This window comes from Pleomorphomonas sp. T1.2MG-36 (assembly GCF_950100655.1).
Classification (GTDB): Bacteria; Pseudomonadota; Alphaproteobacteria; order Rhizobiales; family Pleomorphomonadaceae; genus Pleomorphomonas.
Genome location: NZ_CATNLY010000023.1, coordinates 466,277 through 492,578, shown reverse-complemented (window position 1 = coordinate 492,578; position 26,302 = coordinate 466,277). Strand labels below are relative to the sequence as shown.

At 64.7% G+C, this 26,302-nt stretch carries 28 protein-coding genes; 16 read left to right on the top strand and 12 right to left on the bottom strand.

The window, feature by feature from the left end:
* The first annotated feature begins 8 nt into the window (after window positions 1–8).
* From nifN to fdxB, 4 genes are read left to right on the top strand one after another with little or no spacing between them, the layout of a single operon-like run.
* The gene (gene nifN, locus QQZ18_RS13745) at window positions 9–1,385 is read left to right on the top strand and encodes a nitrogenase iron-molybdenum cofactor biosynthesis protein NifN (RefSeq protein WP_284541487.1); all 1,377 of its coding nucleotides are present in this window, start codon (window positions 9–11) and stop codon (window positions 1,383–1,385) included.
* Entirely contained in the window at window positions 1,348–1,836 is a 489-nt protein-coding gene (gene nifX / locus QQZ18_RS13740) for a nitrogen fixation protein NifX (protein ID WP_284541486.1), read from the top strand. The genes nifN and nifX overlap by 38 nt, the downstream gene beginning before the upstream one ends.
* A 3-nt stretch (window positions 1,837–1,839) precedes the next feature.
* Entirely contained in the window at window positions 1,840–2,301 is a 462-nt protein-coding gene (locus QQZ18_RS13735; protein ID WP_284541485.1) for a NifX-associated nitrogen fixation protein, read from the top strand.
* A 34-nt stretch (window positions 2,302–2,335) separates the two neighbouring features.
* Window positions 2,336–2,653: a ferredoxin III, nif-specific gene (fdxB, locus tag QQZ18_RS13730; protein ID WP_446728648.1), complete on the top strand. Its 318-nt coding sequence runs from the start codon at window positions 2,336–2,338 to the stop codon at window positions 2,651–2,653.
* A gap of 15 nt (window positions 2,654–2,668) precedes the next feature.
* Here fdxB and QQZ18_RS13725 read toward each other — a convergent pair whose 3' ends face one another.
* Window positions 2,669–3,271: a DUF2478 domain-containing protein gene (locus QQZ18_RS13725; RefSeq protein WP_284541483.1), complete on the bottom strand. Its 603-nt coding sequence runs from the start codon at window positions 3,269–3,271 to the stop codon at window positions 2,669–2,671.
* Window positions 3,272–3,398: 127 nt separating this feature from the next.
* Here QQZ18_RS13725 and QQZ18_RS13720 point away from each other — a divergent pair, with 127 nt between their 5' ends.
* From QQZ18_RS13720 to QQZ18_RS13665, 12 genes are all read left to right on the top strand, one after another.
* Entirely contained in the window at window positions 3,399–3,611 is a 213-nt protein-coding gene (locus QQZ18_RS13720; RefSeq protein WP_284541482.1) for a TOBE domain-containing protein, read from the top strand.
* Window positions 3,608–4,426, top strand: coding sequence for a ModD protein (modD, locus tag QQZ18_RS13715; RefSeq protein ID WP_284541481.1), 819 nt, complete (start codon window positions 3,608–3,610; stop codon window positions 4,424–4,426). The genes QQZ18_RS13720 and modD overlap by 4 nt, the downstream gene beginning before the upstream one ends.
* A 101-nt stretch (window positions 4,427–4,527) precedes the next feature.
* On the top strand, window positions 4,528–5,151 hold the full coding sequence (locus QQZ18_RS13710; protein ID WP_284541480.1) for a nitrogen fixation protein NifQ: 624 nt from the start codon (window positions 4,528–4,530) through the stop codon (window positions 5,149–5,151).
* 131 nt (window positions 5,152–5,282) lie between these two features.
* Window positions 5,283–5,603 carry a HesB/IscA family protein gene (locus QQZ18_RS13705; protein WP_284541479.1) on the top strand — a complete coding sequence of 107 codons (321 nt, stop codon included), beginning with the start codon at window positions 5,283–5,285 and terminating at the stop codon, window positions 5,601–5,603.
* Between the two features lie 8 nt (window positions 5,604–5,611).
* Window positions 5,612–5,995 (top strand): nitrogenase stabilizing/protective protein NifW, encoded by a 384-nt coding sequence (gene nifW, locus QQZ18_RS13700; RefSeq protein WP_284541478.1) that lies wholly within the window; start codon window positions 5,612–5,614, stop codon window positions 5,993–5,995.
* Between the two features lie 27 nt (window positions 5,996–6,022).
* The gene (locus QQZ18_RS13695) at window positions 6,023–6,862 is read left to right on the top strand and encodes an NAD(+)--dinitrogen-reductase ADP-D-ribosyltransferase (RefSeq protein WP_284541477.1); all 840 of its coding nucleotides are present in this window, start codon (window positions 6,023–6,025) and stop codon (window positions 6,860–6,862) included.
* Window positions 6,863–6,908: 46 nt separating this feature from the next.
* On the top strand, window positions 6,909–7,790 hold the full coding sequence (gene draG, locus QQZ18_RS13690) for an ADP-ribosyl-[dinitrogen reductase] hydrolase (protein WP_284541476.1): 882 nt from the start codon (window positions 6,909–6,911) through the stop codon (window positions 7,788–7,790).
* A gap of 183 nt (window positions 7,791–7,973) precedes the next feature.
* Window positions 7,974–9,035: a YjgN family protein gene (locus QQZ18_RS13685; protein WP_284541475.1), complete on the top strand. Its 1,062-nt coding sequence runs from the start codon at window positions 7,974–7,976 to the stop codon at window positions 9,033–9,035.
* Window positions 9,001–10,086 carry a M48 family metallopeptidase gene (locus tag QQZ18_RS13680; protein WP_284541474.1) on the top strand — a complete coding sequence of 362 codons (1,086 nt, stop codon included), beginning with the start codon at window positions 9,001–9,003 and terminating at the stop codon, window positions 10,084–10,086. The genes QQZ18_RS13685 and QQZ18_RS13680 overlap by 35 nt, the downstream gene beginning before the upstream one ends.
* 521 nt (window positions 10,087–10,607) lie before the next feature.
* Window positions 10,608–11,186, top strand: coding sequence for a TetR/AcrR family transcriptional regulator (locus QQZ18_RS13675; RefSeq protein ID WP_284541473.1), 579 nt, complete (start codon window positions 10,608–10,610; stop codon window positions 11,184–11,186).
* Entirely contained in the window at window positions 11,183–12,886 is a 1,704-nt protein-coding gene (locus tag QQZ18_RS13670; protein ID WP_284541472.1) for an MFS transporter, read from the top strand. The genes QQZ18_RS13675 and QQZ18_RS13670 overlap by 4 nt, the downstream gene beginning before the upstream one ends.
* A gap of 158 nt (window positions 12,887–13,044) precedes the next feature.
* Entirely contained in the window at window positions 13,045–14,079 is a 1,035-nt protein-coding gene (locus QQZ18_RS13665) for an HlyD family secretion protein (RefSeq protein WP_446728659.1), read from the top strand.
* A 24-nt stretch (window positions 14,080–14,103) separates the two neighbouring features.
* Here the strand turns inward: QQZ18_RS13665 and QQZ18_RS13660 are convergent, their stop codons facing one another.
* The 11 genes from QQZ18_RS13660 to QQZ18_RS13610 form a co-directional block, all read right to left on the bottom strand.
* Window positions 14,104–15,210, bottom strand: a complete 1,107-nt coding sequence (locus QQZ18_RS13660) for a protein-glutamate methylesterase/protein-glutamine glutaminase (protein ID WP_284541470.1) — start codon at window positions 15,208–15,210, stop codon at window positions 14,104–14,106.
* Between the two features lie 157 nt (window positions 15,211–15,367).
* Window positions 15,368–16,225, bottom strand: coding sequence for a CheR family methyltransferase (locus QQZ18_RS13655; RefSeq protein WP_284541469.1), 858 nt, complete (start codon window positions 16,223–16,225; stop codon window positions 15,368–15,370).
* Window positions 16,226–16,286: 61 nt separating this feature from the next.
* Window positions 16,287–16,781 carry a chemotaxis protein CheW gene (locus QQZ18_RS13650; RefSeq protein ID WP_284541468.1) on the bottom strand — a complete coding sequence of 165 codons (495 nt, stop codon included), beginning with the start codon at window positions 16,779–16,781 and terminating at the stop codon, window positions 16,287–16,289.
* Window positions 16,782–16,783: 2 nt separating this feature from the next.
* A complete protein-coding gene (locus QQZ18_RS13645) occupies window positions 16,784–18,514 on the bottom strand; it encodes a methyl-accepting chemotaxis protein (protein ID WP_284541467.1) in 1,731 nt (576 codons plus the stop codon).
* 181 nt (window positions 18,515–18,695) lie between these two features.
* A complete protein-coding gene (locus QQZ18_RS13640; RefSeq protein WP_284541466.1) occupies window positions 18,696–19,190 on the bottom strand; it encodes a chemotaxis protein CheW in 495 nt (164 codons plus the stop codon).
* 2 nt (window positions 19,191–19,192) lie between these two features.
* Window positions 19,193–21,046, bottom strand: coding sequence for a methyl-accepting chemotaxis protein (locus QQZ18_RS13635; RefSeq protein WP_284541465.1), 1,854 nt, complete (start codon window positions 21,044–21,046; stop codon window positions 19,193–19,195).
* 44 nt (window positions 21,047–21,090) lie between these two features.
* A complete protein-coding gene (locus QQZ18_RS13630) occupies window positions 21,091–21,621 on the bottom strand; it encodes a chemotaxis protein CheW (RefSeq protein WP_284541464.1) in 531 nt (176 codons plus the stop codon).
* Window positions 21,618–23,660 (bottom strand): chemotaxis protein CheA, encoded by a 2,043-nt coding sequence (locus tag QQZ18_RS13625; RefSeq protein ID WP_284541463.1) that lies wholly within the window; start codon window positions 23,658–23,660, stop codon window positions 21,618–21,620. The genes QQZ18_RS13630 and QQZ18_RS13625 overlap by 4 nt, the downstream gene beginning before the upstream one ends.
* Window positions 23,657–24,025, bottom strand: coding sequence for a response regulator (locus tag QQZ18_RS13620; RefSeq protein WP_251727524.1), 369 nt, complete (start codon window positions 24,023–24,025; stop codon window positions 23,657–23,659). The genes QQZ18_RS13625 and QQZ18_RS13620 overlap by 4 nt, the downstream gene beginning before the upstream one ends.
* Entirely contained in the window at window positions 24,022–24,339 is a 318-nt protein-coding gene (locus QQZ18_RS13615) for a hypothetical protein (RefSeq protein ID WP_284541462.1), read from the bottom strand. Before QQZ18_RS13615 ends, QQZ18_RS13620 begins: the two co-directional genes overlap by 4 nt.
* A gap of 475 nt (window positions 24,340–24,814) precedes the next feature.
* Window positions 24,815–25,903, bottom strand: coding sequence for an HD domain-containing phosphohydrolase (locus tag QQZ18_RS13610; RefSeq protein ID WP_284541461.1), 1,089 nt, complete (start codon window positions 25,901–25,903; stop codon window positions 24,815–24,817).
* Window positions 25,904–26,302 lie beyond the last annotated feature (399 nt).

The window sequence follows — 26,302 nt, the reverse complement described above, 5'->3', positions numbered from 1 at the left end:
AGACGGTCATGCCGGTCAATGAAATCCGCTCCCTCTCCACCAATCCGCTGAAGTCGTCGCAGCCGCTCGGCGCCGCCTATGCCTTTCTCGGCATCGAAGGCACCATGCCGCTCCTCCATGGCAGCCAGGGCTGCACCGCCTTCGCGCTGGTGCTGCTCGTCCGCCATTTCAAGGAAACCATCCCCATCCAGACGACGGCGATGAACGAGATATCGACGGTGCTCGGCGGCGCCGATCACCTGGAAGAGGCTCTTCTCAACATCCGGACCCGCGCCAACCCGAAGCTGATCGGCGTCTGCACAACGGCGCTGGTGGAAACGCGCGGCGAGGATTTCGCCGCCGATCTCGCCTCGATCTCTGGTCGCCGTGCTGATGTGCTCGGCGATTGCCGCGTGGTGCTAGCCGAGACCCCCGACTTCCGCGGCTCGATCGAGGAGGGTTGGAGCGCCGCCGTCACGGCGACGATCGAGGCGCTGACCCGGCAAACAACCTGCCGTGACCCTGAGCGTCTCGTCATCCTTGCGCCCAGCCATTTCACGGTCGGCGACATCGATACCGTGCGGCAGACGGTCGAGGCCTTCGGTCTCGCACCGGTGATCCTGCCGGATATCTCCGGCTCGCTCGACGGCACGGTGCCGGATCGCTGGGTATCCTCAACTTACGGCGGCACGCCTATCGCCGACATCGAGTCGCTTGGCGGCGCCTGCCACTGCATCGCCATTGGCGAGCACATGCGCCGGCCGGCCGAGGCGCTGCGCCGGAAGACCGGTCTTGCCTACACGCTCCTGCCGACGCTGACCGGCCTTGCCGCCGCCGACCGCCTGGTGGCGCAGCTCTCACGCCTGTCCGGCCGGCCGGTGCCGGCCGCGATCCGTCGCCGCCGCTCGCAGCTGCAGGACGCCATGCTGGATGGTCATTTCCACTTCGGCGGCCGCAAGGTCGCCGTCGCCGCCGAGCCGGACCTCCTCTACCAGATGGCCGCCTTCTTCGCCGAAATGGGCGCCGAGACCACCGTGGCGATCGCCGCGACGCCGGACAATCCCATTCTCGCCGTCGTCCCGGCCGAGGTGACCGTGGGCGATCTCGGCGACCTTGAGGAGCGGGCAGCCGGCGTCGATCTCCTGGTCAGCCACGCTCATGGCCGGCAGGCGTCGGAACGGCTGGGAGTCCCGCTGTTTCGCGTCGGCTTTCCAATCTTCGACCGGCTCGGCGCGCAGCACCGGCGCAGCGTTCTCTACGAGGGCACGCGCGACCTGATCTTCGAGGTCGCGAACACCCTGATCGCATCCGACCGTCACCATCCGACCCCCGACAGCCTCGATCCTCTCCGCAACCGGGAGACACCCCATGACAGCCGTCCGTCGCCTCAGCCTCGTCGACACTGACACGGCAACGAAACCCACTTCGCCGCCCGGCGCGGTACGGGTCGCCATCGCCTCCTCCGATCTCAAGGGGCTCAACGCCCACTTCGGTTCGGCGCCCAAATTCGCGATCTACGATGTGACGCCGTCCGGCTGGAGCTTCGTCGAAGCCGTTGAGTTCGAGGGCAACACCGAGGGCGACGGCACGCACCGGGCCGATGGCGACGACCGCATCACGCCCAAGGTCGATGCACTCGCCGGCTGTCATCTGCTGTTCTGCCTGGCCATCGGCGGACCGGCCGCCGCCAAGGCGGTGGCAAGCCGCATCCACCCGATCAAGGCACAACCGGCGGCCATTGACGACGTACTGGAAAAGGTGCGCGCCATGCTGACCGGCAGCCCGCCGCCATGGCTTCGCAAGGTTCTTGAGGCGGCCGGCGTTGCCGCGCCCCGACCCGATTTCGAGGACGATTGAGCCATGAGTGACATCGCCCCGCCAGTCTCCGCCGTCGATCATCCCTTCGTCAAGACACTGGCCCGCCTCGTCCGCGCCGCCGACAGTCACGGCGTCTGGGACCGCAAGTCCGACGCCGAGGTGCTGGCCGATTTCATCGTCAGCCGCGCGGAAAGACGGTCGCGACCGATCATCGACGATCCCGATCCCGACATCATCGATCGCGTCGAGGCCTTCTATGGCGCGGTCGGTCTCGCCATTGAGCAGGCGACCGGCCGGCTGGCCTCGCCGATGCTGAAACTCAACCACGAGGGCTTCGGTCGCGTTCTGCTCACCGCTGGCCGGCTGGTGGTGATCTCAAGGACATTGCGCGACGCCCACCGCTTCGGCTTCGACGATTTTGAGGCGCTGGCCGCCGCCGGTGGCAAGCTGGTCGACGAAGCCGTCGCCATGGTCGAGCGCTTTCCCAAAGTTGCCGACTTCTGACGCCCCCCTGAACCATCCGTGCTGGAGACAATTGATGGCCGACTATACCACCCGCGACGGCAGTCCCTGGACGCCGCTGTTTCTCGTCTCGATCGACGGCGGCGCCTGCATCGGCTGCGCCCGCTGCTTCAAGGTCTGCGACCGCGACGTCATGCATCTCTATGGCGTCGATGACGAGGGCGAAATTCTCGGCAAGGTCGTCGAGGACGACGACGACGACTTCGACGGCGAACTCAACCGCAAGATCATGGTCGCCGACAACGATGGCGCCTGCATCGGCTGCAATGCCTGCGCCCGCGTCTGTCCGAAGAACTGCCAGAGCCACGCCGAGCCCGACAAGCTGGCGGCGTGAGCCTGTTTCACATCGTCAGAAGGTCGGCAGAAGCGGCACGACGTTGCCGCTTTTTGCGTTCATGCGGGCAAGCATCTTCTGCCGCCGGCCGTCTGTTTCCTGCCACCAGTCGCGCACGACGCGCAGGCGGCAGGCAAGCAGGGTGCCGATGCCGCCGGTGAACCGCAACCAGGCCTCCACGTCGTCCCGGCGGATCGCCGTCAGGATCGGCAGGCCGAAGGCGGCCAGCGTACCGAAGGTGTCGGCATGGCCGCCGCCGGTGATTTCCGCCGCGCCAAAGCGTGGAAGGATCGCAAGGTCGGCCTGCGCCTCGATGGCCGCGAGGATGCGCTGCCTCGTCATGGCGGCCTCGGCCGGGGAGGGGCATGCGTGCAATTGCCGCCAGCGATCGCCGGCGACAAGATCGACCAGCGTCACGTCTTTGCTCGCGGGTTCCTCGTCGTCGGGGAGATGGACGATGCCGCCCACCCGGCGCCCCGTGGCCTGGAGTTCGTCGGCGAAGAAGGCGATGAGATGGTCCACCGAAGCCCCCTCGTCGTAAACGATCGCCGCCAGCTCGGAAGCATTGATGTCGGCAGGATCGAGAGCCGGAAAGCGGTCGAGCAGGCGACGGGTCATGAAGAGACTCCTTGTCGGAATGCGGGCGTCAGTGATCGGTGCCTCGCAAGTGCCGGGCCAACCGCCTTGAACGTTATTGTTTCGGCTATATAACGAGGTGAAACGGCACGCACTCACGGAGATGGCCATGCGGCTCTCGGCGCGGAATATCCTGAAGGGTAAGGTAGTGGCTCTCACACGTGGCGCCACCACCACGCATGTCAAGGTGGAGATCGTGGACGGCATGGTGGTCACCGCCGCGATCACCAATGAGGCGGCCGACGATCTGGGGTTGACGATCGGCGCGGACGCCGCCGCCATCATCAAGGCGTCCGACGTGATGATCGGTATCGATCTGTGATTTCCCGCGCCGAGATCGAACGTCTGCTGGCCGAGGACGTGCCGGCCGGCGATCTGACCACCGACGCCCTGGGCATAGGGCATCGCACCGGCCGCATGACCTTCACGGCGCGCCACGACATGGTGCTCGCCGGCATTGAGGTGGCCGCCAGGATGATGGACGGCCTTGCCGTCGATCTTCACGCCAGCGATGGCGATCGGCTGCCGGCGGGGACGCCGATTCTGGAGGCAAGTGGGCGAGCCGGCGAGTTGCACCGCGCCTGGAAGGCGGCACAGACGCTGCTCGAAATCCTCTCTGGCATTGCGACCGCCACCCGTGCGGTGGTCGAGGCGGCGGCCCCTGTTCCGGTGGCGACCACGCGCAAGACGGTGCCGGGCGCCCGCGCCCTGTCGCAACTGGCCGTCCGGGCCGGAGGAGGCATTCTCCATCGCCATGGTCTGTCGGAGACCATCCTCGTCTTCCCGGAACACCGGGTGTTTCTTGGTGGCGAGAGCCTGTCCGACATCGCGGCTCGCCTCAGGCGAACCCAGCCCGAGAAGGCGCTGACCGTCGAGGTCGGTACGATCGATGAGGCGGTCGAGGCGGCTGTCGCCGGCTTCGACGTGGTCCAGCTTGAAAAGTTCACGCCTGAGGCGGTGGCGGAACTGGTCGGCTGTCTGCCGGAACCGGGCAAGAGGGCTCGCCTGGGCGCGGCGGGCGGTATCGATCCGAGCAACGCGGCCGCCTATGTGGCGGCTGGTGCCGACCTCATTGTCACGTCCTGGCCCTATACCGCCCGACCCCGCGACGTCGCGGTCCGGCTGTTTGCCGACTGAACCGGCACGGCCCTTGCGCTGATCTCCCTCAGACACTCATCGGATCCGACAATGCGGCGTTCGCCGTGTCGGATTCCCGACAGAGCTGAAGGAGGTGCCACATGCCGGCCTTTGCCCGACATTACTCCGTGCTCCGCGCCGCGGCCCGCCCGGCGCGGGACGAAGCCGAGGCTTTCGACAGCCATATCCTCGCCGCCATTCTTGCGGCTGCGCTGGCCGAGGCGGAGATATCCGGCAGTCCCCCCATCGATGGCCTCGGTCTTTCGCCCGCCGACGTCGATCGGCTCCTTGGTAGCTGCTTTCCGGGCTACTCCGCTCCGACGTTTCGCACTCTTCCGCCGAGCGGGCCATCGGAAGAGGAGGTTCTCCTCGTCGACCTGCTGATGGCGCATCGCGCCGGACCCGAACCGGTGGCCACCTGGCTGTCCGTCCTGATCGCCCGTCGGGCCATGCGGCCCGATCATCTCTGGCAGGATTTGGGGCTGAACGACCGTGGCGAGCTCAATCGTTTGCTCGCCCGCCATTTCCGCAGCCTGCACGCCGGCAATACCGGCAACATGCGCTGGAAGAAGTACTTCTATCGCGTGCTCTGCGAAGCCGAGGGATTTTCGCTCTGCGCGGCGCCGTCCTGCTCCGTCTGCGCCGACTTCAACGATTGCTTCGGCGCCGAAGATGGCCTCAGCCGGCTCGCCGACCTCCGCAGGCGCGTGGAGGAGGCGGCGTGAACCGCACCCGGCAACATGTCGGATTTCCGACAAGCCACTCAGGTCCGTTGAGTTTCAGGCACTTAGAATGTGGCATGAGCCATGCAATCTCCGCTTAGACCACTTCGTTTCCGGGTGGTGAGGACATGACCATGATCGAACTCACCGAAAACGCTGCCGACGCCGTGCGAACCGCTCTTGCCGCTGCCGACGGGCAGGCCGAGGGTTTGCGCATCATCGTCGAAGCCGGAGGCTGTGCCGGCCTCAGGTATCGAATGGGCCTGGAGACGGACGAACGCCCCGGTGATCTCGTGGTCGAGCAGGGCGGCGTCCGGCTCTATCTCGACCTGCTGACCCAGCGCCACGTCGACGGACTGGTCGTCGACTTCGTCGATGGCGTCGATCAGTCGGGCTTCGTCTTCGACAATCCGAACGCCGCGTCCCACTGTTCCTGCGGCAAGTCCTTCTGCTGAGAGGCACCATGTCCTGTCCTATAGATCGCCCTGTTCCCGACGCCACCGGCATCCTTGAGAGGATGAGGCGCCTTTCCTCGGCCGAAGACTTCTTCGATGTCCTCGGCGTTCGCTTCGATCCCGAGCGCCTCGCCGTCTGCCGCCTTCACGTCATGAAACGCATGGGCGAGATGCTGGCGGGCGATGACCTCGAAGACCTGCCCGATGCCGTTGCCGCCGCCCGCGCCCGCTCCATGCTGGAGCGCGCCTATCGGGAGTTCTCCGGCGCTTCGCCGCTTGAGAAACGGCTTTTCAAGGTCCTGAAGGACCGCGACCCTGCCCGGCCCGCCGCGCCGCCGCGCCGTCCCTTCGTGTCGTTCGGCGATGCCCTGCGACCGATCGATGGCGGCTGAGCCCCGGGCTTTGGAGCGGTCTTCATCGTGAGTGAAGCGGCAGTCAGCGAGGAGGGAACACCGGACGGCGGCCTGATCGGCCACTCGACCAATCTCGTCGGGCTGTCGACGGCTTTTCTTGCCGACGTCGCCTTCAACGCCCGCCCGGTTCCCGTCCACGTTTCCGGCGTGCGCGAGATGAACGGAGGATTGTTCGAGATGCTCGGGCTCGCCGCGGACCTGACCGAGGCGGGCGAGGCCTTCGCCAGTTACATGATGGCGATGTTCGGCATCGACCGCGAGCAGCGCGAGCCGGGGAACGCGGCGGGACGGCGGCGCTATCGCTCGTCCTATCTGAGGCTCATCAAGGGCTGGGGCTACGACAGCAACGGTCCGGAGGGGGCGGTGCTGAAGGGCTGGGTGGAAAGCCGCTTCGGCATCTTTCCAACGTTTCATCGGGAACGTCTGGTGAGGCAGGCGCCGGCCGCCTGGGCGGCCTATGTCGCCGAGAAGATGTCGAGCCGCTTCCACAACAACGCGATCATGGCCCAGCTCGACCTGCTCTACGAGTTCTGCCAGTGGGCGCTCGTCCGCTTCGCCTCTCCGACGGAAACCCACCTGACGCTCCATCGCGGCGTCAATGATTTCGACGAACATCCCATCCGGCAGCGGATCGATCGGCGCCGGATCGTCATGCGCCTCAACAGCCTGTCGTCCTTCACGGCCGAACGCGACATCGCCGACTGCTTCGGTGACGTCATTCTCACGGCACGGGTGCCGCGCGAGAAGATCCTGTTCTTCAACACGCTGATGGCATCTCACCCCCTCAAGGGCGAGGGAGAGTATCTGGTGATCGGCGGCGACTACGAACTCAGCGTGTCGCGATGAGCTGGCTCGTCCTCACGGGCATTTCGGTCGGCAACGGGAGGCCTGCATGATCGATGCCGGCATTGCGGACCGGGCTCTCGCCGCCTTCCTGGGCCTTGCCATTGGCGACGCGCTCGGCGCTACCGTCGAGTTCATGACGCCGCGAGAGATCGCCGTCGAGCACGGCCTATTGTGCGATATCGTCGGGGGTGGCTGGCTGCACCTCAAGGCCGGCGCGGTGACGGACGATACGGCGATGTCTCTGGCCCTGGGGCGTTCGCTCGCCCGCAAGGGCGAACTCGACCTCACCGATCTCTGCGAGGAGTTCGCCGCCTGGCTCAAGTCGGGGCCGCCCGACGTCGGCAACACCTGCCGGCGCGGCATCCGCCGCTACATCCAGCGTGGCATCGTCATCGGCCCGCCGAACGAGGGCGATGCGGGCAACGGCGCTGCCATGCGCGTTCTGCCGGCAGCGATCGCCAGCTATCGCGATCCGGCCCGCGCCCGCCGCTGGGCGGTGGAGCAGGGGCATGTCACCCACAACCATCCGCTGTCGGACGCCGCTTGCGACGCGCTGGCCGGCATGCTGGCCACGCTGATTGCCGGAGGAGGGCGGGCCGCTGCCGCGCGACTGGCGGATGGTCTGGTCGGCCGCTATCCGACCTTCCGTTTCGTTCCCTATCGGGGGCTGTCGTCGGCCTATGTCGTCGACACGCTTCAGACCGTGTTCGACGGTTACTTTGCCACCGATACCTTCGAGGACTGTCTGATCCGCACCGTCAATCACGGTGGCGACGCGGACACCACCGGGGCCATCGTCGGCGCCTTGGCCGGCGCGACATATGGCCTCGACGCCATCCCGAGGCGCTGGCTGAAGGCGCTCGATCGCGACGCGGCCACGGCGATCAGGGCCTTGGTGCCGGCCCTGCTGGGGCTCGCTGAAGGGTGATGGCGGCTTGCCAAAGAAGGGAGCGGTGGCGTCGGTCTCGGCAATGAGGGATTCTGGCCGTCTTGTAGAGAGAACTACCTATTCGATATAAACGTTAAGGTTGAAAAGATGTTCTGGTTGTATCTGGTTGCCCTGTGCCGCGGAGATGGCGCATCGTCCCGCGGGAACACGGGGATCTAGATCATGGCTTTGGTTGATACGCCGCCGGTTCCGGCGGACCGGTTCGCGCGTGCTTCGTTCACTGGCAGCGCTTCGGAGTATTTCGGTATCTGGATCGTCAACGTCCTGCTGACCATCCTTACGCTCGGCATCTACTCCGCCTGGGCCAAGGTGCGCCGCAAGCGCTACTTCCACGGCAACACCGTTCTTCTCGGGCGGACGTTCGAGTATCACGCCAAGGGAAGTCAGATCTTCGTCGGCCGGCTGATCGTCATCGGTGCGCTCATCGCCGTCAACGTTCTCGGAATCATCAATCCATTTCTCACGCTGGCGACCTGGCTGCTGATCGTGATCGGGCTTCCGTGGCTCATCAAGCGCAGCCTGCGGTTCAATGCGCGGGTGACCAGCTATCGCAACGTCCGCTTCGATTTCGTGGGCTCGACCGGCGGCGCCTTCGTCGCGGTGACGCTCGGCGGCATCGTCGCCTTCCTGTCCCTCGGCATCCTGGCGCCTCTGGCGAGTCGCTGGCTGTGGCGCTACATCCTCAACAATCTCCGTTACGGCAACAGAGCCTTTTCCACTGCGCCGCGCCTCGGTGCCCTCTACCGCGTTTGGCTGCTTCCGTTCCTGCTGTTTGCTCTTGGCAGCGCAATCGTCGGTACGATCATTGCGGCAGGTTTCGCAGTTGGTCAGAGCACGGGCCAACCTGGGGCCGGCTTTATGGTCTTCTCGGTGTTTCTGCCGTACATCGTTCTTCTCATCTACGCTCTTGTTGCTCTCGTCTACCGCATCGGCGTCCGCAACGTCGTTCTTTCAGCTGCACTGCTGGACGACCGCCATGAGTTGCTGAGTGACATCCCCCGGCTGCACTATGCCTGGATCGCCGCCTCAAACATTCTCGTCACCATACTGACGCTCGGCCTGATGCGTCCCTGGGCCGCCGTGCGCATGGCGCGTTTCACCAACGAGCACACCGGCATCCGTATCAATGGAGATCCTGGCGAGGTAATGTCGCAGATCGAAGCGAGTGGATCGGCGATCTCCGCCGAATATGTCGACATGGAAGGCTTCGATTTTGGCTTCTGACGAGCCGGTCGCGGTTGGCGAGTGGCATCCACCAAACACCAGCCGCTCTATTCCCGCCGATCTCCAAGCAAACGGAGATGAGCTGTCGGTCATGGCCGATGGCGCCGTTCGCGCCGTCGTGTCCGAGAGAAAAGTCGAGATCAGCCCGCGTGTCGGCTCGATCCCCCGCAGGCTGACGTTTCCGGACGGATCCGTCTTTGAAACGGCCGACAACGACGGCATCGATGCCTGGCTTCGCCGACACAAGGGGGCGAAGTCCGGCTGGGTCCATGGCCTGGAGGCGTTCCGCCCCCGGCTCCTCGTCTTCGTCGTCGCCGTCATTTTCCTCGCCTTCGCGATCTACCGCTATGCGGTTCCGGTTCTGGTCGAAGTCGCAGTGTTCGTGACGCCGCCGTTCGTGCCGGAAATGATCGGCTCTGGCGCGTTGGCTTCGCTTGACCGAACCGTGTTGGGGCCTTCCCATCTGCCCGAGGACGAGAGGCAGGCGATCAGCGACGGCTTTGAGAGACTGGCCGCCGCGTCCGAAGGCGGACCAACTGCCTATACGCTCAGCTTTCGCGACGGTGGGGCGATCGGCCCCAATGCTTTCGCGCTACCGGACGGCAACCTCATCCTGACCGACGATCTCGTGAAGCTTGCCGATGGGGATCGGGAAATGATCCTCGGTGTGCTGGGGCACGAGATCGCCCACGTCGAGCGCAAGCACAGCCTTCGGCAAATCTACCGCGTCGCTGGCGTGACGGCGATGATCTTGCTGATTGCCGGCGATGTCGGCTCGGGGTTGGAGGACATGCTGACCCAGGGCGGTACCATCCTGGCTCTGTCCTATTCGCGCGCTGCCGAGGCGGAAGCCGACCGCCGCTCCGTCGAGATCATGCGCGCCGCCGGCTACGAGCCGACGGCCATCGTCCGCTTTTTCGACCGTATCGAGACGATTTCGGGGACGCGGGGCGAAGTCAGCTTTCTGTCCACCCATCCGGACACGCCCGCACGTCGTGCGGCTGTCATGAAATACGCTCGCGAACTGGAAAGCGGAACTTCCGCGAGGTAGCTGGCTGGACAAGTGTCCGCTCTCGCGGCCGTCCCAGCGCTCGGAGGCTCCATGAGCGGGGAACCTCTCTGGCCGCCGGGTCCGGTCACCGCCGCGCCTGCCGCTGCACGACGCGCGGCGCGATATCTTCACGCGATAGGATGGCGCTGAAGCCGGCCTCTGGGTGCGATCAGCACCGGCACGCCGGGTCGTCGTTCTCGGCTCTTGGACGCTCAGTTGGCACAGCCCGTCGAGCCGCTAGAGTTTTCCGGCGACCTCGGGTTCGCCGGAAAAGCTCTATTACGACGCAGTTCCGGACGGAAAACCGGTACCCACTTTTGCTGGAGGCGCTCTAGGCGAAAGCGGCGGGTGAGAACTACGGGCACTTGTGTCCATTTCCTCCAGAGACTTGAAATGGCGTGGACCGCAGTTGCGGCTGTGTTGCCGTGAGATAAGTCCCATCACCTAAGTTTGACCGGGTTTTCCTGCAGATGCGAGCGACATGCATTGACGATCGGACATTTTTGTCCGATTTGAAGCGCATGACAAAGCTCAGAAGGGACGCAGAGGAGAACCGCGCGGTCATCCTCGCTGCGGCCGATCTCGTCTTCGCAAGCCATGGCATCACCGTGCCGCTCGACCTCGTCTGCCAGCAGGCGGGGGTCGGCCGGGCGACGCTCTACCGGCATTTCCCCGATCGTCACCATCTGATCGTCGCTCTTCTCGAGCGGGGGCTGGAAGAGACCGCAGCCAAGGCGGTCGAACTCGGTGACCGGGAGGATGCCTTCTTCGTGCTGTTGCGCTTTCACGCCGAACGCATCCATTCCCGCTCGTCGCTGGTCGATTACTGGCGCGTGCTCGATCGGGGCGCGCCGGAAGTGAGGCGTGTCCGCGAGCGCTTTCATCAGATCTTCTCGCCGCTGATCTTTCGTGCCGTCGAGGCCGGGACATGCCGGCCCGACATTCAGGTCGAGGATGTCACGCTGCTGGTCAGCATGCTCGGTTCCGCACTGCGCGGTCGCTCGGCCGACGAGCAGGCAAGGCTCAGCCTCAGGGCGTTCGAACTCCTGGTCGCGGGGTTGCGCCCGCGGCCGGCCGAGCACGCGCAGGCGGCGACATGACCCCCCAACCGCTCGATCCGCTACCCGATTGGGATCCCGAGGAACGCCCCCGCATGCCGGGGTCGCCGGCCCTCGTCAAGCACTCGCCCGGCCGTCGCCTGGCCTATGGCCTGGTCGGTCTGCTGGTGATCACGACGAGCGGGCTCGGCACCGGTCTCGTTTCGGCCAACCTCCAGAACATCCAGGGTCATCTCGGCCTGACCCCATCCGAAGCGGCCTGGCTGCCCGCCGTCTATGTCATGTTCAACGCGTCGGCCAACCTGATCCTCTTCAAGTGCCGGCAGCGCTTCGGTATCCGCCATTTCGCCGAGGCGGGCATCGCCGCCTATGTCCTGCTCTGCGTACTGCATCTCGTGGTCGCCGATTATCCGACGGCGTTGCTGCTGCGCGCCGTGGCCGGCTTCGCGGCCGCTCCGATGAGCGCGCTCGGCATGTTCTACCTGATGCAGGCCTTCCCGCTGAAGCATCTCGGCCGCGCCCTCTGCCTCGCTCTGGGGCTGATGCAGGCGATGACGCCGCTCGCCTGGGTCCTGTCGCCATCTCTGTCCAGCACCGGCGACTTTCGGGAGATCTACCGTCTGGAACTCGGCATGGCGCTCATCAGCCTTGCGGCGATGGTCATCGTCAAACTGCCGCAGGGCATCCGCATCCGCGTTTTCGAGCCGCTCGATTTCCTGTCCTTTGCCCTGATGGCTCCGGCGATCGCCCTGGTCGGCGCCGTGTTCGCCCAGATGCGCTATGAATGGTGGGAGGACAATCCATGGATGGCCTACGCCATCATCGCGGCCATGGCGATGGCCCTGGCGGCGGTGCTGATCGAGCATCATCGGGCGCGCCCTTTGATCATGACGCGCTGGCTCGGAACCAGCGATGCCTTCCGCTTCGGCATGGGGGCGGTCGGTATGCGCTTCCTGCTGTCCGAGCAGAGCTACACGGCGCCGGGACTTCTTCGCACGCTCGGCATGGGGCCGGATCAGTTGCAGCCCCTCTATGCCGTCATTTTCGCCGCCACCATCGTTGGAGCCGTGATCTCGGCGCTGATGTTCGGACCCAAGCGCGTGCTGGCAATCCTCGGCATCTCGATCGGTCTGGTGGTCGCCGGCAGTTACCTCGAGCATAACGCCACCAATCTCACCCGGCCTCACGATGTCTATCTCAGCCAGCTGATGATCTCGCTTGCCACCGGCATGTTCATGGGGCCGCTGCTGCTCATGGGAATCACCAAGGCCTTGTCGCGTGGCACCGACCACATCGTCACGTTCTCGGTGCTGTTCAGCCTGTCGCAGGGGATCGGTGGTCTTGCCGGCCCGGCGGTGCTGGGGACCTATCAGCTCTATCGGGAGCATGAATATTCGGCGGTCCTCGTCGATGCGCTCGATCCGGCCGATCCCCAAGTCGCGCAGAGGATCAAGCTTTATCAAGGCGCCTACGCCAAGACGATCGTCGACCCGGTGCGGCGTGACGTTCAGGCGCGAACGCTGCTCGCCCAAGCGGCCACCCGCGAGGCCAATGTCCGGGCCTACAACGATGCCTCGCTTCTCAACAGCCTGATCGCCCTCTGCTTTCTCTTCTGGACCTTCGCCAGTGACGTCTTCCGCGTCCTGACGGGCAGCATCGAAAAGGCTCGGCGACTGACCCGGCGGCGCCTGTCTGCCGCCCGCTACCGGCAGTCACGCAAACTCAGGACCACGCCGCAATGAACCAGCCCATCCGTCCACCGTCGCCGGAGGCGGCAACCGCCGTCACCAGCCACGCTCGCCGCAGCATGGATACCGAGACCACCGATGCGGCCCCCTCTCCGCAGCGGTCGGCGCCGCCGCCCAAGGTTGCCAAGGCCGGCGTCGCAACGGTCTTCGGCATGCTGCTCGTGGCGTTTGCCGGCACGGCGGCCGTGTTGTGGGCCTGGCATCTCTGGCCGTTCACCAGCACCGTCGAGGTGACGGAGAACGCCTATGTACGCGGACAGGTGACCGCACTGGCCTCCCAGGTCAGCGGCTACGTGACCGAGGTGCCGGTGCGCGACTTCCAGGTCGTGAAGGCCGGCGATCCCCTGGTCCGCGTCGATGATCGCATCTACCGCCAGCAGTTGGAACAGGCCGTGGCGCAGCTCGACATCGCCAAAGCCTCGCTGGTCAACGTCGACCAGACCATGGCCCAAACCGTCGCCACGGTCGCCGTCCGCAAGGCATCACTCGATCAGGCGGCCGCCCAGCTTGCAGAGGCCAAGGCGGCTTACGCGCGTGTCAGTTCGCTTGCCCAGAAAGGGATCCGTGCCGAAACCGATCTCGACAGTGCCGTGGCCGCCCTCAAGGTCGCCGAGGCCGGCGTGTCGGCAGCCGAGGCCAACGTCAGGCTGGCCGAGGCGCAGGTGCGGGCCACCGACGTGTCACGCTCGGGCCTGACGGCGCAGGTGCACGCCGCCGAGGCGGCCGCCGACCTTGCTCGCATCAACCTCGGCAACACGGTGATCACCGCGCCCGCCGACGGACAGATCGGCGAAAGCTCGGTCAGGAAAGGGCAATATGTGACGGCCGGCACGCAGTTGATGTTTCTGGTGCCGCCCACTCGATGGATCGTTGCCAATTACAAGGAAACGCAGACCGCCCACATGCAGGTGGGCCAGCCCGTCACGATTGATGTGGATGGTCTCGATGGTGCGGCCTTGCAGGGCACTGTCGAGGAACTGGCCCCGGCCACCGGATCCGAGTTCAGCGTTCTGAAGGCCGACAACGCCAGCGGCAACTTCACCAAGGTGGTTCAGCGCATCCCGGTTCGCATTCGCCTGGCGGACGATCAGCCGATGGCGGAGCGTCTGCGGCCCGGCATGTCGGTCATCGCCAGGGTCGAGACGGCGTCGGCGAGACCGTCCTCCTCGGCAGGCGGACGGACGTAAATCGCTTAAAGCGATCGGCGCCGGTCACCGCCGCGACTGTTGCAGGATGACGTGCGGCGCGATGTCCTCAAGCGACAGGATGGTGTCGACGCCGCCGCGCGCGATAGCCTCTCTCGGCATGCCGAACACCACGCAGCTCTCCTCGTCCTGCGCGATGGTGTGGGCGCCGGCTTCCTTCATTTCGAGCATTCCGCGGGCGCCGTCGTCGCCCATGCCGGTCATGATGACGCCGATGGCATTGGGGCCGGCCGCCCTGGCGGTCGAGCGGAACAGCACGTCGACCGACGGTCGATGGCGCGACACCAGCGGACCATCCTTCACGGCGACATGATAACGGGCGCCCTGGCGTTCCAGCAGAAGATGTCGTCCGCCGGGGGCGATCAACACGTGTCCGCGCAATACCGGGTCGCCATCCTCGGCCTCCTTGACGCTGACCTGGCACAGTCCGTCGAGCCGTTTGGCGAAGGCGGCGGTGAAGTGCTCGGGCATGTGCTGGACGATGACAGTGCCGGGTGCGTTGGCCGGAAGGGCCATCAGGAACTCGCGCAGGGCTTCGGTGCCCCCTGTCGACGCTCCGACGGCGACGATGATCTCGGTGGTCTTGGCCATGGCGCCATGCGCGGCAGGCGGCAGCATGGCATCGGCCGTCAGCTTGGGCGCCGGCGTTTTCGCTCCCGGCACGAGGGCCGGCTTGTCGGTCTTCCGCCGCCCCAGGCGCGCGCGAGCGGCGCTCTTCACGGTATCGCAGATCAGCATGGCCTGCTCGGCGAGATGATCGGCGGCGGCGATCTTCGGCTTCAGGATGACGTCGACCGCCCCCGCCTCCAGCGTCTGCATCAACGTCTCCGAGCCTTCCTCGATCAGCGATGAGCACATCACCACCGGAATGGGGTGCTGGGCCATCAGCTTCTTGAGGAAGGTGATGCCGTCCATGCGTGGCATCTCGACATCGAGGGTGATCACGTCGGGAATGTCTTCCCGAAGCCGCTTGGCGGCCACGAAGGGGTCGGCGGCGACACCGATCACCTCGATCTCCGGATCGTTTCCGAGAATGGTGGCCAGCGTCTGCCGAACCGAGGCGGAGTCGTCGACGATGAGGACGCGGACGCGTTTCTGGGAGGGCAACGTCATCTCGCTCCGGCGGTGGGCCTGACTTGGTGGCGGCCCGCCGTCTGGCGGCGCCACGCTGGACCTGCTTGGCCTAACATGAGGGTGATCGAAGCGGCAAGTCGGCTTTGGATGCAGCGGCTTGTCGGGTGGAAGCAAGCGAAAGCCGAGTGGAAGCGTCTCAGAGCTTCTGGAAAATCGTGTTGGCCACGGTCCGAACCGGCAGGTTGAAGCCGGTGATCGACTCCGAGTGGCCGATGAGCAGATAGCCCCCCGGCGTCAGACAGTCGCACAGGCGCGACAGAACCTTGGCCTGCGTCGGCTTGTCGAAGTAGATGAGCACGTTGCGGCAGAAGATGACGTCGACTGGCTCGCCGATCGGGTAGGTCTCGTCCATGAAGTTCATGCGGGCAAACCCGACCTTCGACCGAAGAGCCGGCGCTATTCGAACCAGATTGCTCTTGGGGTCGTTCGAGCGATGGACGAAACGCTGCATGTAGTCCTCCGGTACCGGAGCGAGCATGGCAGCGGGATAAATGCCCTTGCGGGCGGACGCGAGGACCTCGGTGGAGAGGTCGGTTGCAAGGACGAAGTAGTTGAGAGGGCCGGAACTCTCGGCGAAGTCCGCGAGGATCATGGCGGCCGTGTAGGGTTCGGCTCCCACCGAGCAGGCGGCGCTCCACAGCCGGAGCGAGGTGCGGCCGTTTCGCACGAGCGCCGGCAGCGCGTATCGCTTCAGGAACTCGAAATGCTTGGGCTCGCGGAAGAAGTCCGTCTTGTTGGTGGTGACCGCGTCGATCAGCGCCACCGCCTCGACGTCCAGGCCATCGTTGTCGAAGAGATAGGTGCAGTACTCGTCGAGCGAGGCGAATCCGGTCGACCGCAGGCGTCGGCGGAGACGGCCTTCCAGCATGGTCTGCTTGCCGGGCGGCATCTTGATGCCGCTGTAGCTGCTCACGAAACCCGACAGCCGACGGAAGTTCTTCGCGCTGAGGCGGTCGGCCGAACGATCATATTGTAGGGCTTCGACAGACGACAAGTTTCGGTCCTCATGTAAGGGGTGGGGTGCGGACGGCGAAATATCGCCGCCCGCGATTTTCTCACGCGACGGCTTTTGTCTTGTCCGCCCCGCCGAGGGCGACGAGGTCTTTCGCGGTCAGGAGTCTGGCGAGGTCGATGACGACGACGAAGCCCTGGTCGCGACGGACGACGCCGTCGATGTAGTCGGAGTTCCAGTGAACGCCGATGTCCGGCGCCGCTTCCAGCTGATCGCCGCGGAAGGCGGCGACCTCGAACACGCGGTCGGCGACCAGGCCGAGCGTCAGCTGGCGCTCGTCGAGGGTGATGTCGACCACCAGCACGCGGGTGTTGGGGGTCGGCACGGTGCGGCTGAGGCCGAGCTTCAGCCTGAGGTCGATCACCGGCACGCCCTGTCCGCGCACGTCGCGCAGGCCGATCAGATAGTCCGGGCCGTTCGGGATGCGGAAGCTTTCCTCATGATCGAGGATCTCCCGCACCACGGCGACGGGGACCGCGAACACCTCGCTGCCGAGGGCGAAGGTGACGTACTGGGTCTCCGAAGAGCGAGCCGTCATGATCAGGCGCTTTCCCGGAAGTCGGCGTCGTCGTCATCCGGACCGCCCATGTCGAGGTCGAGCGCGAAGCCGCGCACGGCCTCCTGCTGGGCCTTGACGGTCGGGCGCTGCAACCGGCTGGCGCTGGCGGTCTTCTTGACGAGCGCGGCCGGCTTCCGCACGGGCTCGTGGGCGACCGTCCGCGTGACCCGTCCTTGTGCCTTCCGCTGAGGTGCCTTGGCGTTGGCGGCTGCGTTTTCGACGCGGAAGAAGGCGATCGAGGCCTGCAGTTCCTCGGCCTGGGCGGCCAGTTCCTCGGAGGTAGCCGACATCTCTTCGGAGGCGCCGGCGTTCTGCTGCGTCACCTTGTCGAGCTGCTGGATCGCCTGGTTGATCTGGGAGGCGCCGATGTCCTGTTCGCGGCAGGCGGCGGAGATCTCCGACACCAGCTCGGCGGTCTTGCGGATATCCGGCACCAGACGGTTCAGCATGTCGCCGGCCTGCTGGGCAGAGGCAACCGTGTCGACCGACATCTGCGAGATCTCGGTGGCGGCGGCCTGCGAACGCTCGGCGAGCTTGCGCACTTCCGAGGCGACGACGGCAAAGCCACGACCGTGTTCGCCGGCCCGGGCCGCCTCGACGGCGGCGTTGAGGGCCAAGAGGTCGGTCTGGCGGGCGATCTCCTGGACGATGCCGATCTTCTCGGCGATGGTCTGCATGGCGGCGACGGCCTGGGTGACGGCCTGACCGGAGGTCTCGGCGTCCTTGGAGGACTGGCGGGCGATCTTCTCGGTCTGGGCGGCGTTGTCGGCGTTCTGCTTGATGTTGGAGGCCATCTCTTCCATCGACGAGGAGGCTTCCTCGGCCGACGAAGCCTGCTCGGTGGCGCCCTGAGCGATCTGCTCCGAGGCCGACGACAGCTGCTGGCTGCCGGCCGACACGTTGTCGGAGGCGACCAGCGCATCGCTCACGACCGACCGCAGACGTTCGACCATGGTATCCACGAGCCGCAGCATGTCGCCGATTTCATCATTGGGAAGCTTTTCCGCCTTCCAGGTCAGGTCGCCGTCGGACACCCTGCCCATCACGGTGCCGGCGTTCCGGAGGCTGCGGCTGATCGAAACCGACATCAGCACGGCAACGGTTACCGAGAAGAGCGACAGGAAGCCGATGCAGCCGAGGAGCAGGTTGCGGGAGGTGATGTACTCGGCACCCGTGGCTTCGTCGGTCGCCTGGAGGTTCGTGCTGACGATGTTGGCCATGTCGTCGAGCACGGCATAAATGGCGTAGCTGACCTCAAGGGCCTTGCCCATGCTCAGTCTTGAGGCCTGCTCATCGGCATCGTCGGTGTTGATGGCGGCCAGATTGAGGGTCTGTTCCGATAGCGGCGCGCGCTGGTCGAACAGCGGCTTGAACTTGGCAATTTCGGCGACGACGTTCGGATCGGTGGAGTTGGCAATCTGGTCGGAGAGATCGCGAATCTTCTGGCTGCTCTGATCGACCTTCTCCCGGAAAGACGCGATCTGGGTAGAATCAGAGCTCATGACAGCGTTCTTTTCGTTGCGAACGATGGCGTTGAACTCGTTGGTCAGCACCCGGATGTTCTCAAGGTCGGCGGTCGGGCCGTTGACCAGGTTGGTGACGGCCGTATTGAGCGACGACAGGTCCGAAACGGCAAGGCCTGCCATCGCAGCCGTCAGCATGATGACGAATCCGAAGGCAAGCCCTAGCTTTGCTTTGATTGTGATACGCATGACTCATCCCCTATTTCACGTACGCTGGCGCGCTTTTGATCTCTTGTTCGGCAGGAGCTCCCCAGTCCTTTTCTGTACTGACAACGCCAGCGCGAAATAGGGCTTGGTACTGGGCGAGCAGACCATGCTGCATGTACAAAGTCTTCGGCGGGGCAGCAGAAACTGCTGCCCCGCGATTTTCTCACGCGACGGCTTTTGTCTTGTCCGCCCCGCCGAGGGCGACGAGGTCTTTCGCGGTCAGGAGCCTGGCGAGGTCGATGACGACGACGAAGCCCTGGTCGCGACGGACGACGCCGTCGATGTAGTCGGAGTTCCAGTGAACGCCGATGTCCGGCGCCGCCTCCAGCTGGTCGCCGCAGAAGGCGGCGACCTCGAACACGCGGTCGGCGACCAGGCCAAGCGTCAGCTGGCGCTCGTCGAGAGTGATGTCGACCACCAGCACGCGGGTGTTGGGGGTCGGCACGGTGCGGCTGAGGCCGAGCTTCAGCCTGAGGTCGATCACCGGCACGCCCTGTCCGCGCACGTCGCGCAGGCCGATCAGATAGTCCGGGCCGTTCGGGATGCGGAAGCTTTCCTCATGATCGAGGATCTCCCGCACCACGGCGACGGGGACCGCGAACACCTCGCTACCGAGTGCGAAGGTGACGTACTGGGTCTCCGAAGAGCGAGCCGTCATGATCAGGCGCTTTCCCGGAAGTCGGCGTCGTCGGCATCCGGGCCGCCCATGTCGAGGTCGAGCGCGAAGCCGCGCGCCGCTTCCTGCTGGGCCTTGACGGTCGGACGCTGCATCCGGCCGGCGCTGGCGGCCTTCTTGGCCGGCGCGGCAGGCTGCGATGCCCGAGCGGGGGCGTGGCTGGCGGTCTGCCGGGTAGCCTGCGGTGCCTTGCGCTGGGTGGACTTGGCGCCAGCGACCGCATTATCGACGCGGAAGAAGGCGATCGAGGCCTGCAGTTCCTCGGCCTGGGCTGCCAGTTCCTCGGAGGTGGCCGACATCTCTTCGGAGGCGCCGGCGTTCTGCTGCGTCACCTTGTCGAGCTGCTGGATCGCCTGGTTGATCTGGGAGGCGCCGATGTCCTGTTCGCGGCAGGCGGCGGAGATCTCCGACACCAGCTCGGCGGTCTTGCGGATATCCGGCACCAGACGGTTCAGCATGTCGCCAGCCTGCTGGGCAGAGGCAACCGTGTCGACCGACATCTGCGAGATCTCGGTGGCGGCGGCCTGCGAACGCTCGGCGAGCTTGCGCACTTCCGAGGCGACGACGGCGAAGCCACGACCGTGTTCGCCGGCCCGGGCCGCCTCGACGGCGGCGTTGAGGGCCAGAAGGTCGGTCTGGCGGGCGATCTCCTGGACGATGCCGATCTTCTCGGCGATGGTCTGCATGGCGGCGACGGCCTGGGTGACGGCCTGACCGGAGGTCTCGGCATCCTTGGCGGACTGACGGGCGATCTTCTCGGTCTGGGCGGCGTTGTCGGCGTTCTGCTTGATATTGGAGGCCATCTCTTCCATCGACGAGGACGCTTCCTCGGCCGACGAAGCCTGCTCGGTGGCGCCCTGAGCGATCTGCTCGGAGGCCGACGACAGCTGCTGGCTACCGGCCGACACGTTGTCGGAGGCGACCAGTGCATCGCTCACGACCGACCGCAGACGTTCGACCATGTCAAGCAGCGACCGGCCGAGGGTGTCCTTGTCGGACAGCGGCTTCGGCGTCACGGTAAGGTTGCCGTTCGAGATCTCGGCGGCCACGTTGGCGGTCTCGCGGAGATTGGCCGTCATCCTCTGCATGGCCGAGATCAGATCCTTGATCTCGTCGTTGGACTTGTGGGCGACCTCGTGGTTCAGGTCGCCGATGGCCACGGCTTCCGCCAGCTCGACACCACGCTTCAGGCCGCGGGCGATCGACAGCGACATCCAGAAGGCGATGACAATCGAGAAGAGCGTCACGACTGTGATGAAGGTCAGCAACACCGTGCGCGACGTGTCGTAAAGCGCGTTGGTCTCCGCGTCCGTTTCCTTGACGTTAGCGCCAATGGCGTCCGTCATCTTGCTGAGCACGTCGATAGCTTTGCCCGTGATGGCGCGGGCCTGCCCCATGCTGAGTCTTGCCGCGGAGGCGTTGCTATCCATGGTGTTCTGGACGGCCAAGTCCATGATCTGGCCCCGAACGCCCGTCAGCTCTTTGTTGATCGACTCGAACTCGGCAGCCAGGTTGCGAATTTCGGGGTCAGTCGACTCCTTCAGCGTATCGATACCTGCGAGAGTTGCCTCGTCGGCTTTCTTGACGAAATCGGCAAACTGCCTGGTTTCGCTGGAATCGGTCGTCATGATGGCGTTCTTTTCGTGGCGAATGCCATCATAAAAGACCTGTGTCAGGGAGCGCACATCGGCAAGATCGGACACCGGCCCCTGAACCATGTTGGTTATGGCCGTGTTCAGCGATGACAGGTTGCTGATGGCGAGCGTCGCCATGCCGCCAACAAGGGCGATGATGAATACGAAGGATAACGCAAGCTTTAGCTTTATAGTGATGCGCATGATATTCTGTTCCGGTCCAGTGCCCTTAGCGTTTGGCTTGAGCTTTATTTGGATGGGTTGGGTATTTGCTTTTGGTCCGGCTGGCTCGCACGGCCTTTGGAAGCAAATATGGCTTTGAGATCCGGGAAGATGACGAAGGCTCCTTCCCGTTGGATCAGGCATTCGATGAACTGCGGCGGCCACTTGAGGCCGACGCGCGGCGGCGGTTCGCCGCTCGCCTTGGAAAACGCCGTGACTTCGTTGACGCTGTCGGCCCTGAGGCCGATCAGCGACGGCGTTCCGTCGAGGTCGAGTTCGACCACGACGATGCGGCTGTCGATGGTTGTGGCCGCTGTCGGCATGCCCATGGCGACACGGATGTCGGCGAGCGGGATCACCTTGCCGCGAAAGTTGATCACGGCGTTGACGAACGGCCGGCTGCCCGGAACGATCGTCTCCGGCAGGAGATCGAGAATCTCGCGCACGATGGCCGCCTCGAGGGCGAAGGTCTCGCCACCGATCTCGAAGGTCAGGACCTCGATCTCGTCGGCCGGTGCGTCGTGGACGGCTTTGGTCTTGAGGGCTAACTCACTCATGCGATCGCGCGCAACTGCGCCTCCTGCTCCTGGCCGAGCGATACCAGGTTGGCCACATCGAGGATGAGCGCAACGGAACCGTCACCGAGAATGGTGGCCCCCGAGAAGGTCGTCACGTCGTCGTGCAGCTTGGACATCGACTTGATGACGGTCTGGTGGTGGCCGATGATCTGATCGACGATCAGGCCGACGCGTTCTTCGCCGGTCGAGACCACCACCATCTTCTGGTAGGGGTCCGGCTTCGTTCCGGTGACGAACAGTTCGCGCAGGCGGATGAAGGGCACCAGGGTGTCGCGCAGCGACAGGAAGGCGCGACCGCGCGAACGCAGGTCTTCCTCCTGGCTGATCTCGATGCACTCCTCGACGGCGGGCAGCGGGATCACGTAGTGACCTTCGCCCACCCTGACGAGCAGGCCGTCGATGATGGCCAGCGTCAGCGGTATGCGCAGGGAGACGGTCGACCCCTCGCCGGGACGGCTGGCGATGTCGATCGATCCATGCAGCGACTCGATGGCCTTCTTGACCACGTCCATGCCGACGCCGCGGCCGGAGAGGTTGGTGACCGACGAGGCCGTCGAGAAGCCCGGCTGGAAAATCAGCTGAAGCAGCTCCTGGTCGGGGATGGTCGCCCCCGGCTGGATCAGTCCCGCCGTTTCCGCCTTGGCGCGCACCTTTGCCCTGTCGATGCCGCGACCATCGTCGGTGACCGAGATGATCACCTCCCCGCCGGTTTGACGGGCCGACAGGCGGATGCTGCCGGTCTCCGATTTGCCGGCGGCGATACGCGCCTCGCTCGATTCCAGGCCGTGGTCGGCTGAATTGCGCACCAGATGGACCAGGGGATCGGCGAGGCGCTCGATCACCGTCTTGTCCATCTCGGTGCTTTCTCCGTCGGTCGAAAGCTCGATCTTCTTGCCGGTGTCGCGCTGGAGGTCGTGCACGAGGCGCCGATAGCGGTCGAAGAGCGTGGCCACCGGGACCATGCGCAAAACCATCATGGTGACGCGCAGCTCGCTGCAAAGACGCTCCATCTCCTCGCTGACGGTCCTGAGTCCGATGTCGGCGCTGCTGGCGGCGATCTGCTGCAAGCGGGACTGCACGATCACCAGCTCGCCGACGCGATCCATCAGCTCGTCCAGCCGTTCGGCGGGAACGCGGACGCTTTCCACCTTCCGCCGCAGCTTGGGATCGGCCGCGTCCGCGGCAGGACGGGCGGCGGTGTCTGGCGCCTGCCGCTCCACTGGTATTTCCGCGACCGGGGGCAAGGGAGACGCTTCGACGATCGGAGCTGCCGACGGAGCCGCCACGGGAGCGGGTTCGCCGAGGGTCGTCTCCTCGATGTCCAGCGTCATCTCGTCCATGACGAACAGGAACACGTCTTCGATGTCGGCGCGGCTCTTGCTGGTTGTCAGCGTCACATCCCAGGTGAAGTAGAGCGCCGTGGGGTCGAGCTTCTCAAGCGGCGGCAGGGCCGATCGGTCGAGCACGACGCGGCATTCGCCCATCGCTCTCAGCTCGTCGAGGAAGCTGAGGGGATTGGTGCCGTTGACGAAGGTGTTCTCCGGCAGGCCGAACCGGATGCGCCAGGTTGTCGTCGCATCAGGCGCTTCCGGCACCACGGCGGCGGGCACCTCGGCAGCGGCTGCCTCGACTGGCGAAGAAGCGGCTACGGAAACGGCCGCCTGGAGACGCTCCAGGAGATAGCGCTCCTCGTCGGCATGATCGCCATCGGGATTTTCGACGAGCGCACGCATATGGTCGCGAGCGTTGAGTACCGCGGACACCAGTTCTGGCGTCGCGTCGGCCAAACCCTTGCGAACGCGATCGAAAGCGGTCTCGCAGTGATGGGTGAAGGCGGCGAGGCGGTCGAAGCCGAACATGGCACCCGACCCCTTGAGGGTGTGGAGCGCGCGAAAGACCGCGTCGACCAGCGTCCGGTCGTCGAGGCGATGTTCGAGGTCGAGCAGCCCTTGTTCCATCTGCTCGAGCAGTTCGGCCGCTTCGATGCGGAAGATGTCTGCTGGGTCGGGAGTGCTCATTTGGCCAGCACCTTCTGTACGAGGCGGACCAACTGGTCGGACTCAAAGGGCTTGGTCAGCCAGCCGGTGGCTCCGGCGGCCTTGGCGCGCCCCTTGAGTGCGGCGTCGGATTCGGTGGTGAGAAACAGGATGGGAACGCCGATCTGGTTCGGCAGGCGCCGGACCTCTTCGATCATACGCAGGCCGTCCATATTGGGCATGTTGAGATCGGTGATGACGAGGTCGAACCGGGTTGCCTTGGCCTTGTTGAGGCCGTCGAGGCCGTCGACGGCCTCCGTCACTTTGTAGCCGGCACCGGTCAGGGCGATACGCGTTGTCATGCGCACCGAAACCGAGTCGTCGACGGTCAGAATACTCGCGGTCACTGGGCGGTCTCCTCGTGGAGCCAGAATGAACGATCGGCAGCTGTCGCGGCCGTCATGAGGCCGCTTCGGTCCAGCGCGCGCCGTAGCTCGCCGTTGGCCGGTTCAAGAAGAGACAGGGATTTGCCCTGTTCGGCAGCTCGTTGCCTTCCGGCTTCGATGAGCTGAAGGAAGCTGAGATCGACGATTGCGTCGGTCGGAATGGCGAGGCGAATACTGGGAAATTTATCCATCGCTTCGACCAAGGTAGAGTAAGACGTCCGGATGTCAGAAACACATAGACTTGAATGCATCCGAATGACGATTGAGTTCTCCATGGAAGCAGCTCCTGCTGACCATGAAGTTGTGGAATGCAAATACTAAATTTCCATAAACTGCTTTTTTACAGTATGATTTTGAATCAAAAAGCATGCATTAATTTCAATAAAGAACGGGTTGAAGTCTTAATACTCGGGAGCGGCGAGACTCGTTTTACGAGTATTTGGGGTAGCGCCAAACCGCCGGAATCGCGCGCAACGCGTATGAAAATTTTTGCCGAGATAGAATCCGGACTCGTGTGAGTTGTTAGAATGTATACTGATTTCTTCGGCTGAAATGATTGACATACGTATAAACACCTAAGCACTTGGATATATCGATTTTGCCGCCCAATTCCGACTCAGCGGGGGGAAGCGAAACGGCTTGGCGGGCGTCGTTCAGGCGCATGCGAGCACCGGCGGGCAGCTTCTGGTCGCCTCCGGAGAAATGCAATTTTTTGGCGGGTGCTCGTCAGGGCTCTCTCGGTCGATCGCCTCACACGTGGGCGACCGGAGCCTCGCTCTGCTTCGACCAGGCCGTCGGTCCCTCTTCCTCATCGCGGAGGGTGCGGGCCACCTCCTCGATCTCCGGCCATTTCTCGCAGAAAACGCGAACGCAATCCGGATCGAAATGATTGCCAGCCCCACGAACGATTTCGTCGTAGGCCCGTTCCGGGCTCCAGGCTTCCTTGTAGGGTCTTGCCGAACTCAGGGCGTCGAACACGTCGGCGACGGCGGTGATGCGCGCCTCGATGGGAATGGCAGTCCCCGAAAGACCACGCGGGTAACCGCTGCCGTTCCATTTCTCGTGATGGCCGCCGACGATGGCCGCCGCCACCCGAATGAGATCGGAGGTGCCGTTTTCCAGCATCCTTGCGCCGTAGTTGACGTGCTCGCGGACCGCCGTCATCTCCTCGGCGGTGAGGCGGCCCGGCTTGTTCAGTATCGCGTCGGGGACGCCGATCTTGCCGATGTCGTGAAGCGGAGCTGCGAGATAGATCATCCGGCAGAAATGCGGACCAAGCGACAATCCCTCGGCGATCAGCCGGCTAATCGCCGCCACACGCGATATGTGGGCGCCGGTGCCGCCGTCACGCATCTCGATGGCCCGCGCCAGTCGCCAGATCATTTCTTCCTCGCGCGACACCAGATCGGCGGTGGCCTGGCTCACCGCTTCCTCCAGGCGGTGTGCCTGATTGGCAAGCTCCACCTGGGTGCGCCGAAGCGACATGAGGTTGGTGACCCGGGCCCGCAGTTCGATCGGGTCGAAGGGCTTGTTGAGGAAGTCGTTGACGCCAGCGAGAAGCGCCTTGAGCCTGATTTCGCTGTCCCGCTCGGCGGTGATCATAACGATTGGAATAGCGTGATACTCAGGACGCAGGCGAAGCGCCTCGGTCACCTCGATGCCCGTGAGGTTGGGCATGAGATAGTCGACCACGACAAGGTCGTATTGCCGCGTCGAAGCCAGAGCCAAGGCCTCTTCCGGGCTGTCGCAGAGGTCGAGCATAAGGCTCGGCACTTCGGTCAACGCCGCGCCCATCCACAAAAGGACCGACTTGCTGTCGTCGATGATCAGCGCGCGCATCGCGTCATGGCCTTATCGTATACGTCGTGACTCTGTCTCGGCACGGTTCGTGCTCCTCCGACGACAACAATCAGTAGTGAGATACACGCGACGATGCGCATTGCGCCTGACCTTGATGGTCTGCCATTTCAATGCCCCTCCGGTCGAGGGGAGGGTAATAGCTTCCGCCCAGACAAGACATATACTGACGATGACATGAAAGAGTGAAATAAGAGTTCGTCGCGGGGGCGTAATTCGAGGTACGAGAGATCGCTTGTGGCGTCGGATTGGCGGGGATGGCGGCGCGCTGGGCAATGCGCCGTGAGCCGCCTGTTGCGCATGGCGAGCGGGTATTCCCGCCGTGACGGCGAGAAACGCGATCATGCAGCGAAGCGCTGGCGCCGCATGCCGCCAGAAGCG

Coding starts and splice junctions, on each gene's coding strand:
- QQZ18_RS13645 (WP_284541467.1), bottom strand. CDS start 18,514: ATGCGTATCACAATCAAAGCAAAGCTAGGGCTTGCCTTCGGATTCGTC.
- QQZ18_RS13665 (WP_446728659.1), top strand. CDS start 13,045: ATGCTGCTCGTGGCGTTTGCCGGCACGGCGGCCGTGTTGTGGGCCTGG.
- QQZ18_RS13660 (WP_284541470.1), bottom strand. CDS start 15,210: ATGACGTTGCCCTCCCAGAAACGCGTCCGCGTCCTCATCGTCGACGAC.
- QQZ18_RS13735 (WP_284541485.1), top strand. CDS start 1,840: ATGAGTGACATCGCCCCGCCAGTCTCCGCCGTCGATCATCCCTTCGTC.
- QQZ18_RS13630 (WP_284541464.1), bottom strand. CDS start 21,621: ATGAGTGAGTTAGCCCTCAAGACCAAAGCCGTCCACGACGCACCGGCC.
- QQZ18_RS13725 (WP_284541483.1), bottom strand. CDS start 3,271: ATGACCCGTCGCCTGCTCGACCGCTTTCCGGCTCTCGATCCTGCCGAC.
- QQZ18_RS13680 (WP_284541474.1), top strand. CDS start 9,001: ATGTCGACATGGAAGGCTTCGATTTTGGCTTCTGACGAGCCGGTCGCG.
- QQZ18_RS13635 (WP_284541465.1), bottom strand. CDS start 21,046: ATGCGCATCACTATAAAGCTAAAGCTTGCGTTATCCTTCGTATTCATC.
- QQZ18_RS13720 (WP_284541482.1), top strand. CDS start 3,399: ATGCGGCTCTCGGCGCGGAATATCCTGAAGGGTAAGGTAGTGGCTCTC.
- QQZ18_RS13640 (WP_284541466.1), bottom strand. CDS start 19,190: ATGACGGCTCGCTCTTCGGAGACCCAGTACGTCACCTTCGCACTCGGT.
- QQZ18_RS13625 (WP_284541463.1), bottom strand. CDS start 23,660: ATGAGCACTCCCGACCCAGCAGACATCTTCCGCATCGAAGCGGCCGAA.
- draG (WP_284541476.1), top strand. CDS start 6,909: ATGATCGATGCCGGCATTGCGGACCGGGCTCTCGCCGCCTTCCTGGGC.
- nifX (WP_284541486.1), top strand. CDS start 1,348: ATGACAGCCGTCCGTCGCCTCAGCCTCGTCGACACTGACACGGCAACG.
- QQZ18_RS13615 (WP_284541462.1), bottom strand. CDS start 24,339: ATGGAGAACTCAATCGTCATTCGGATGCATTCAAGTCTATGTGTTTCT.
- fdxB (WP_446728648.1), top strand. CDS start 2,336: ATGGCCGACTATACCACCCGCGACGGCAGTCCCTGGACGCCGCTGTTT.
- QQZ18_RS13685 (WP_284541475.1), top strand. CDS start 7,974: ATGGCTTTGGTTGATACGCCGCCGGTTCCGGCGGACCGGTTCGCGCGT.
- QQZ18_RS13650 (WP_284541468.1), bottom strand. CDS start 16,781: ATGACGGCTCGCTCTTCGGAGACCCAGTACGTCACCTTCGCCCTCGGC.
- nifN (WP_284541487.1), top strand. CDS start 9: ATGCCGGTCAATGAAATCCGCTCCCTCTCCACCAATCCGCTGAAGTCG.
- QQZ18_RS13610 (WP_284541461.1), bottom strand. CDS start 25,903: ATGCGCGCGCTGATCATCGACGACAGCAAGTCGGTCCTTTTGTGGATG.
- QQZ18_RS13675 (WP_284541473.1), top strand. CDS start 10,608: ATGACAAAGCTCAGAAGGGACGCAGAGGAGAACCGCGCGGTCATCCTC.
- QQZ18_RS13710 (WP_284541480.1), top strand. CDS start 4,528: ATGCCGGCCTTTGCCCGACATTACTCCGTGCTCCGCGCCGCGGCCCGC.
- QQZ18_RS13670 (WP_284541472.1), top strand. CDS start 11,183: ATGACCCCCCAACCGCTCGATCCGCTACCCGATTGGGATCCCGAGGAA.
- QQZ18_RS13705 (WP_284541479.1), top strand. CDS start 5,283: ATGATCGAACTCACCGAAAACGCTGCCGACGCCGTGCGAACCGCTCTT.
- nifW (WP_284541478.1), top strand. CDS start 5,612: ATGTCCTGTCCTATAGATCGCCCTGTTCCCGACGCCACCGGCATCCTT.